Here is an 8,747-nt window from a genome sequence, read left to right as displayed (position 1 = left end):
CCCGGTTTATCCACGAAGAGGCCAGCAGGGCCCCATCCCATCAGGCCCGGAACTGCCCCAGGCTCGCCTTCAGTTGCGCCGCCAGACCGTCGAGCACCTTGCCGCTGGCCGTGGTCTCCACCACCGCCTGCGCCGCGCGCTCGGCCTGGGCATGAATCACCTCGACCCGCCCACGCACGGCATGCGCTCCTTCAGCCTGCTGCGCCGCCGCCTGGGTCGCCAGGCCGATCGCCGCATGCACCTGCTCGACCGCGGTCTGCACCGTCTGCTGCAGCTTGACGCTGTTACGCAGCACCGCCAGGCCCTCGTTCGCCTGACGCCCGGCCTGGCCGATCGCAGCCACCGCCTCGCGCGCACCTTGCTGCAGGGCACCGATATGCGCCTGAATGTCCCCCGTGGAACTCTGGGTCTTGCTCGCCAGCGCCCGCACTTCATCGGCCACCACCGCGAAGCCGCGTCCGGTCTCGCCGGCCCGCGCGGCCTCGATCGCGGCATTCAGGGCCAGCAGATTGGTCTGCTCGGCAATGCCATGGATCACCGTGAGCACCACCTCGATCTGCTCACTCTGCTGGGCCAGGCGCTCGATCACCTTGGAGCCGGTGTCGACCTGCACCGCCAGGGCCTCGATCAGACCGCCAACCTGAGCCGAAGTCCGGGTGTTCTCGTCGGTAGCCTGACGAATATCGACCACCTGCTGGAGCGCCGCCTGCATCGCCTGGCTTTCCGATTGCGCCTCGTCCGCCATGCGCTCCAGGGCCCGCAGGCTCTGCTCCACCTCATCACGCTGCAATTCGGCCGCCTTGTCGGCACCGGCATTGCGCAGGCTCATCGCGCCGATCTCGACACCGGTGCGCTGGGCCACATCCCCCGCCTCGCGCACGATCGGCTGGAGTTTGTCGACGAAGCGGTTGACCGCCGAAGCCATGTGACCGATCTCGTCATTGCTGTCGAGCGGTACACGCTTGGTCAGATCGCCCTCGCCCGCCGCCAGGTCATTGAGCGCCGCGATCAGCAGATGCAGCTTGCTGACCACCCGGCGCCCCAGCACCACGGCCAACAGCAGCAACACGCCCAGGCCAACCAGCGCCAGCCCCAGACCAATCCGCCAGCGCAAGGCCTGTGCCGCATCCTGGACCGCACCGGCGGTATTGGCCTGCATCTGCGTAGCCGTCGCCTGCGCCGACTGCAGACGCGCCCGCATCGCCGTCGAGCTGTCGGCGGCGGCGCCCTTGAGGCTGTCGCCGACCAACTGGTCGCTGCTGGCGATCAGGGCAGAGAAACGCTGGTCCAGAGCCTTCAGGTCGGCATCCACCGATGCGGTCGACACCCCCATCAAGACCTTGCCGATTTCCACGCCATTGGGGCTGATCGAGGCCTCGAGGTAGTAGACCGAAGGGTCGTTCTTCGCCGCATTGAGCAGCTTGTCCATCGCCCGCTCACCCTGCCCCTTCTCCAGCAGCGCCTTGTTGATCGGATTCTCCCGATTCAGATAACGGGTCAGATGCTCGCCATTGGCGTCGTCATACACCACGAACAGCACGTTCGGATTGCGCTGGGCGCGCCGGGCGAATTCGGAAAGCGTGGGCACATCGCTGTCCCACATGGCTCGCGGGGCGACCGAGGCGAGCAATTGCGCCATGTCGTTGGCCGAATCCTTCAGATCCTTCTCCAGAGTCGCCCGCAGTTGCCCCTGCTCATCCTTCAAGCGTGCAGAAAGGCCGGCCGTCAGCCGCTGACGCGTACTGGCAGAAAGACTATCGAGGCTCGATGTCACTTCCCTGCCGGCCTGCTCCAGCTCAGCGGAGAGTTTCTGACTGTCGACACCCAGACGACTGCCGAGATCGGCCTCGAGCGCCGTGACCGTGCTTCGGGTCAGGGCGACCGCCACCAGCACCTGCACCAAAAGGGCGATACCCAGGGTAATGAACACAGGCCGCAGCAAACGACTCTGTAACAGCGAGAGAATGGCCGACACCGAAGACTCCTCCACGTGGGCGCCATTAATCTGATGGCACACTTTTTTAGAAGATAATCCCAGCAAGGGTCGTGCCGCACAACCGACAGAAACGACAAAGGGCCCCAGAAGGGGCCCTTTTTGATTTACATCAACGACTTATCAGGCGAATGGATGACGCAGGACGATGGTTTCGTTGCGGTCCGGACCTGTCGAAATAATGTCGATCGGCGCGCCGACCAGCTCTTCGATACGCTTGATGTAGGCACGGGCAGCCGCCGGCAACTCTTCCAGGGTCTTGGCGCCCAGGGTCGATTCGCTCCAACCTGGCATCTGCTCGTAGACCGGCTCCAGGCCGATGTAGCTGTCAGCATCGGTTGGCGCGTCGATGACCGCACCGTTTTCGTTCTTGTAGCCCACGCAGATATTGATGGTCTCCAGGCCGTCCAGAACGTCCAGCTTGGTCAGGCACAGGCCCGAAATGCTGTTGACGTCGATGGCACGACGCAGGATGACGGCGTCGAACCAGCCACAACGACGGGCACGACCGGTGGTAGCGCCAAATTCGTGACCACGCTTGGCCAGGAAGGCACCGACGTCATCGAACAGTTCGGTCGGGAACGGACCGGAACCGACGCGGGTGGTGTAGGCCTTGGTGATACCCAGGATGTAGTCGAGGTACATCGGGCCCACGCCGGAACCGGTGGCGATGCCGCCAGCGGTGGTGTTGGAGCTGGTGACGTACGGGTAGGTACCGTGGTCGATGTCCAGCAGCGAACCCTGGGCGCCTTCGAACATGATGTCCTTGCCCTCGCGACGCAGGCTGTGCAGCTCGGCGGTGACGTCGAGCATCATCGGCTTGAGCAGCTCGGCGTACTCCATGCACTCGTCCAGAGTCTTCTGGAAGTCGATGGCCGGTTCCTTGTAGTAATTGACCAGCACGAAGTTGTGGTAGTCCAGCAATTCGCCCAGTTTCGCGGCAAAACGCTCGCGATGGAACAGATCGCCGATACGCAGGCCACGACGGGCAACCTTGTCTTCGTAGGCCGGGCCGATACCACGACCGGTCGTACCGATCTTCTGTTCGCCACGGGCTTTCTCGCGAGCCTGGTCCAGGGCGACGTGGTAGGACAGGATCAGCGGGCAGGACGGGCTGATACGCAGGCGATCGCGCACCGGCACGCCTTTCTCTTCCAGCTTGGTGATTTCCCGCAGCAGGGCGTCCGGTGCAACCACCACGCCGTTGCCGATCAGGCACTGCACGCCTTCGCGCAGCACGCCAGACGGGATCAGGTGCAAGACGGTTTTCTCGCCGTCGATCACCAGGGTGTGACCCGCATTGTGGCCACCCTGGTAGCGCACTACGGCGGCAGCATGTTCGGTCAGCAGATCGACGATCTTGCCTTTGCCCTCATCACCCCACTGGGTGCCCAGGACTACGACATTCTTACCCATAACACTTGTCCTCATTCGCGCAAACTTGGTGCCGGCAGCCGCCGGCGGGAAAACTCAAGAAACCAGCGGCAATACTTGCCAAAGCCCGTTCTGCAGCATCAATTGCCGGTCGCAGTCCGCTTCGCGGGCAGCGGCCAAAGGTTGTCCAGGCAATGCCTGAACGACACGCTGACCCTCGCCGCGCAATTGGCAGACCTTCTGCCAGAGAGCCGCATCCGCACTGTCAGGCATCCAGATACCGCCAGACGGTAGCTCGACCTCAGCACGCCCCAGGGTCACCAGGGTTTTCAAATCGGTGGAGAAGCCGGTTGCCGGACGGGCCCGACCGAAGTCCGCGCCGATATCGTCGTAACGACCGCCCTGGGCAATGGCTTGCCCGACACCCGGAACGAACACGGCGAACACCACACCGGTGTGGTAGTGGTAGCCACGCAGCTCGCCCAGGTCGAAGTACAGCGGCAGGTCCGGGAAACGCACGGACAGGCGCTCGGCGATCGCCAGCAGGTCGTCCAGCGCCGCCATGACCGGAGCCGGAGCCCCTGCCAGGCGCACCCGCGCCGCCGCCAGCACTTCGCGACCGCCACACAGGTCGACCAGTGAACGCAGCATCGCCGCCAGGTCCGGCTGCAGGCCGTCGGTAAGGTCGATCACCTCGTCGATGGCCTTGCGCTGCAGGGCATCGAACAACTGCTGCTCGACCTCCCCGGACAGGCCGGCCGCACGGGCCAGGCCGCGGTAGATACCGACATGCCCGAGGTCCATGTGCACATCCGGCACATCGGCCAGTTGCAGCATCGCCAGCATCAGGCTGATGACCTCGACGTCGCTGCTCGGGCTGGCATCGCCGTACAGCTCGGCGCCCAGCTGGATCGGGCTGCGCGAAGTCGACAGCGCCCGCGGCTGCGCATGCAGCACGCTGCCGGCGTAGCACAGGCGGCTCGGGCCGGCACGGCGCAGGGTGTGGGCGTCGATACGCGCCACCTGCGGCGTGATATCGGCACGGAAGCCCATCTGCCGCCCGGACTGCGGGTCGACGACCTTGAAGGTACGCAGGTCCAGATCCTGGCCGGCGCCGGTCAGCAAGGACTCCAGGTACTCGATATGTGGGGTGACAACGAACTCATAGCCCCAGCTCTGGAACAGATCCAACACCTGGCGACGCGCCACTTCGATGCGCGCCGCTTCAGGTGGCAGTACTTCTTCGATGCCATCTGGCAAGAGCCAGCGGTCTACCGTTGCCATTACGCCTTTCCCCCATGATCCGGGCGGCCAGCCCACAGGCGAGCCTTGAGTGAAGCAGAAAATGGTTAACGCACGCGCAAGCAAGGCGCGACGAAACAGCCGAAACCGGCTTCGCCTACCACTTTCCTCGAAAAACCTGTCGGGTCGATCAACCCGTTTTCCACCCATCTGCCGTTAATCAAACATGCAGACGCAAAAAAGCCGGGAATTTCCCGGCTGCCGCATCATACACCCGTTTTCCGAAAGGATCACCCCGCCAGGCGTTTTAGCCGCCCGGCGGGTGTGTAGATGCGCGACGGATCAGGGCTTGGCTTTTTCCAGATAATGGAAAAAGTCGCTGCTCGGATCCAGCACCATCACGTCACTCTTGTTCGCAAAGCTCTCACGGTAGGCGCGCAGGCTGCGATAGAACGCATAGAACTCCTGGTCCTGGCCGTAGGCCTTGGAATAGATGGCAGCGGCCTGGGCATCACCGTCACCGCGAGTCTCCTCGGACTGACGATAGGCCTCGGCCAGCAGCACGCGACGCTGACGATCGGCGTCGGCACGAATACCTTCAGCCAGCTCGTTACCCTTGGCACGGTGTTCACGAGCCTCGCGTTCACGCTCGGTGCTCATGCGCTCGAACACACTGCGGTTCACTTCCTTCGGCAGGTCGATGGCCTTGACCCGGACATCGATCACCTCGATACCCAGTTCCTTCTCGGCCATCTTGTTCAGCGAAGCGGTAATGTCCGCCATCAGCGCGTCGCGCTCGCCGGAGACCACCTCATGCAGGGTACGCTTACCGAACTGGTCACGCAGCCCGGACTCCAGGCGGCGCGACAGACGCTCGTCGGCGATCTGCTTGAGGCCGGAAGTCGCGGTGTAGAAGCGCTCGGCATCCTTGACCCGCCACTTGGCGTAGGCATCGACCATCACGGCCTTCTTCTCCAGCGTCAGGAAACGCTGGGTCGGGGCATCCAGGGTCATCAGGCGGGCATCGAACTTGCGCACCTGGTTGACATAGGGAACCTTCACGTGAAGACCGGGCTGGACATCCGTCTGCACCACGCGACCGAACTGCAGCAGTACGGCACGTTCGGTCTGCAGCACGATGTAGAAGCAGTTCCAGCCAGCCAGCACCACAATGACGCCAACAATCAGGGCGATCAGCGATTTATTGCTCATCAGCGGCTCTCCCTAGTGCGCGTTTGCGGCAGCTCAGTGATATGCGGCACGGCGTCCGTATTGCTGCTGGCAGCGGCCGAACCGGTGACCGGCGAACTGCTGGCCGGGCTGTTCTGGATCATCTTGTCCAATGGCAGGTAAAGCAGGTTGTTCTGGCCATTCTTGTTGCCGGTCACGAGCACCTTGCTGGTGTTGCTGAAGACTTCCTGCATGGTGTCCAGGTACAGGCGCTGGCGAGTGACTTCCGGTGCCTTGCGGTACTCGGCGACCAGCTTGGTGAAGCGGTCGGCCTCACCCTTGGCGCGGGAGATCACCTCGTCGCGGTAACCATTGGCATCCTCGATGATGCGCTGGGCCTGACCACGGGCCTCTGGCACCACGCCATTGGCGTAGCCTTCGGCCTGGTTGCGCGAACGTTGCTCGTCCTCACGGGCACGGATCACGTCATCGAAGGCTTCCTGGACTTCACGCGGCGCCGCGGCGCTCTGCACGTTGACCTGAGTCACGGTGATACCGGTGCGATAGGTATCGAGGAAACGCTGCAGGCGCTCCTTGATCTCGCTGGCCATCTGCTCACGACCTTCGGTCAGCACCTGGTCCATGGCGGTAGAACCCACCACATGGCGCAGGGCACTGTCGGTAGCCTGCTGCAGGCTGATTTCCGGCTGATCGACGTTCAGCACGAAATCCTGCAGGTTGGTGATCTTGTATTGCACGGTCAGCGGCACCTCGACGATGTTCTCGTCTTCGGTCAGCATCTGCCCCTGCTTGGTGTAGGCACGCTCACGCGTGACGTTTTCCATGTACTTCTTGTCGATCGGCGGGAAATAGATGTTCAGGCCCGGACCGACCGTCTCGTAGTACTTGCCGAAACGCAGCACCACGGCCTGCTCCTGCTCGTCGACGACATACACGGCGCTGTACAGCCAGACAGCCGCCAGCACGACGAGACCGAGGCCCAGCAGGCCGAAACCACCGCCATTGCCGCCCGATCCACCCCCGTCGTCACCGCGTTTCTTTCCGCCACCGAACAACCCATTCAGGCTTTCCTGCAGCTTGCGGAAGGCCTCGTCGAGATCCGGAGGCCCCTTGCGGTCGCCGTTGTTACGACGCTTGCCACCCCAGGGATCCTGATTGTTCGAGTTGCCACCCGGCTCATTCCAAGCCATAGCGCTCTCCATCTGATAAAGCAAAGACGCACCCACGGCGCGCCGACCAATGCTACAGAATGCCTGCGACAGCAGCACAACCGCTTTGTCAGGCTTTTATTGCAAAGTGTGTTGTTCGATAAACTCAGGCGGCTTCATGCCTTCGCGCGAGACCACCCGATTGAACTCGGCCATGGGCAGGCGAATCGACAGGAGACAGGCACCCTCTTCGTCGTGCTCTTCCTTCTGAACCGCCCCCAACTCGAAGAACTGTGCACGCAGTCGAGCAAAACGCTGTGGCAAGCGCAAGGTGCCGACGAACAAATCGTTGCCCAGCAACTCGGCAATCGCCTGCTCGAGCAGTTCCAGGCCCACGCCGTCGCGGGCCGAAAGCCAGACCCGCTGCGGCTTGCCATCCTCGCCACGCTGGATCTGCGGCTCGACCCCCTCGAGCAGATCGAGTTTGTTATAGACCTCGAGGATCGGCAAGTCCTGGGCACCGATCTCGCCCAGCACCACCATCACCTGCTCGATCTGCAGCATCCGGTCCGGCTCCGCGGCGTCGATCACGTGCAGCAGCAGATCGGAGTTGCTCGATTCCTCGAGCGTAGCGCGAAATGCCTCGACCAGGTTGTGTGGCAGGTGGCGGATGAAGCCCACGGTGTCGGCCAGCACGATCGGCCCCAGGTCATCCAGGTCGAGACGGCGCAAGGTCGGGTCGAGGGTGGCGAACAACTGGTCGGCGGCATACACCTCGGAAGCGGTGACCGCGTTGAACAGCGTGGATTTGCCGGCGTTGGTGTAGCCGACCAGCGAGACGGTCGGGATGTCGGCGCGCTTGCGCCCGCGACGGGACTGCTCGCGCTGGCTGCGCACCTTTTCCAGGCGGCCCTTGATCTGCCGCAGACGGACGCGCAACAGGCGCCGGTCGGTTTCCAGCTGGGTTTCACCAGGACCGCGCAAGCCGATACCACCCTTCTGCCGCTCAAGGTGGGTCCAGCCGCGCACCAGCCGCGTGCTCATGTGCTCGAGCTGGGCCAGCTCGACCTGGAGCTTGCCTTCATGGGTACGTGCGCGCTGGGCGAAAATATCGAGAATAAGGCCCGTGCGATCCAGCACGCGACACTCGAAAGCTCGTTCGAGGTTACGTTCCTGACTGGGCGTGAGGACGTGATTGAATATCACGATATCGATCTGCTCGGCCTTGACCAGGTCGCGAAGTTCCTCGACCTTGCCAGTGCCAATCAGATACTTGGCGGTTGGCCGATGACGCGGCACGCTGAACAGCGCGACGGTCTCGGCGCCAGCCGATGATGCCAACTCCTGAAACTCCTGCGGATCTTCGCGCGCCTCAGGGTCCTGACCTTCCAAGTGAACGAGAATGGTCCGCTCACCACCACCGTGGCGCTCAAAGAACAAAGGAGACTCCTATCAGGCGTTACCTGGCTCAGCGCCGCCATTTTCGGAATCGCTGGCGTTAGGCAGGCGAATGGGACGACTCGGCACCACTGTCGAGATAGCGTGTTTGTAGACCATCTGGCTGACGGTGTTCTTCAACAGAATCACGAACTGGTCGAAGGACTCGACCGTACCCTGCAGCTTGATCCCGTTGACCAGATAGATGGAAACCGGGACTCTCTCTTTACGCAAGGTATTCAAGTAAGGGTCTTGTAGCGTATGCCCTTTTGACATGTGCCGCACTCCTTTAAGGATCAATAATAAAAAATGAGCAAACAGTGACTTTTACCGTCCTCCCCCAAGGATAGACGGCATTTACA

At 62.7% G+C, this 8,747-nt stretch carries 7 protein-coding genes; all 7 read right to left on the bottom strand.

Annotation, left to right across the window (positions count from 1 at the left end; all coding sequences use genetic code 11):
- Positions 1 to 40: 40 nt before the first annotated feature.
- The 7 genes from PF66_RS06040 to hfq all read right to left on the bottom strand — a co-directional run bounded on the left by PF66_RS06040 (position 41) and on the right by hfq (position 8,661).
- Positions 41 to 1,975 (bottom strand): methyl-accepting chemotaxis protein, encoded by a 1,935-nt coding sequence (locus PF66_RS06040; RefSeq protein ID WP_054062142.1) that lies wholly within the window; start codon positions 1,973 to 1,975, stop codon positions 41 to 43.
- A gap of 141 nt (positions 1,976 to 2,116) precedes the next feature.
- A complete protein-coding gene (locus tag PF66_RS06035) occupies positions 2,117 to 3,409 on the bottom strand; it encodes an adenylosuccinate synthase (RefSeq protein WP_054059955.1) in 1,293 nt (430 codons plus the stop codon).
- 54 nt (positions 3,410 to 3,463) lie between these two features.
- Positions 3,464 to 4,651 (bottom strand): ATP phosphoribosyltransferase regulatory subunit, encoded by a 1,188-nt coding sequence (locus PF66_RS06030; protein ID WP_054062141.1) that lies wholly within the window; start codon positions 4,649 to 4,651, stop codon positions 3,464 to 3,466.
- A gap of 300 nt (positions 4,652 to 4,951) precedes the next feature.
- Complete coding sequence (hflC, locus tag PF66_RS06025; protein ID WP_017902074.1) at positions 4,952 to 5,821, bottom strand: protease modulator HflC; 870 nt, start codon at positions 5,819 to 5,821, stop codon at positions 4,952 to 4,954.
- Complete coding sequence (hflK, locus tag PF66_RS06020) at positions 5,821 to 6,990, bottom strand: FtsH protease activity modulator HflK (RefSeq protein ID WP_054059425.1); 1,170 nt, start codon at positions 6,988 to 6,990, stop codon at positions 5,821 to 5,823. The genes hflC and hflK overlap by 1 nt, the downstream gene beginning before the upstream one ends.
- A gap of 96 nt (positions 6,991 to 7,086) precedes the next feature.
- Positions 7,087 to 8,388, bottom strand: coding sequence for a ribosome rescue GTPase HflX (hflX, locus tag PF66_RS06015; protein ID WP_054059424.1), 1,302 nt, complete (start codon positions 8,386 to 8,388; stop codon positions 7,087 to 7,089).
- A 12-nt stretch (positions 8,389 to 8,400) separates the two neighbouring features.
- Positions 8,401 to 8,661, bottom strand: coding sequence for an RNA chaperone Hfq (hfq, locus tag PF66_RS06010; RefSeq protein WP_054059423.1), 261 nt, complete (start codon positions 8,659 to 8,661; stop codon positions 8,401 to 8,403).
- Positions 8,662 to 8,747: the final 86 nt, after the last annotated feature.

Source organism: Pseudomonas asplenii (assembly GCF_001293465.1).
Taxonomy (GTDB): domain Bacteria; phylum Pseudomonadota; class Gammaproteobacteria; order Pseudomonadales; family Pseudomonadaceae; genus Aquipseudomonas; species Aquipseudomonas fuscovaginae_B.
The sequence above is the reverse complement of the archived record's forward strand: the minus strand, read 5'-3'. Positions and strand labels throughout refer to the sequence as shown.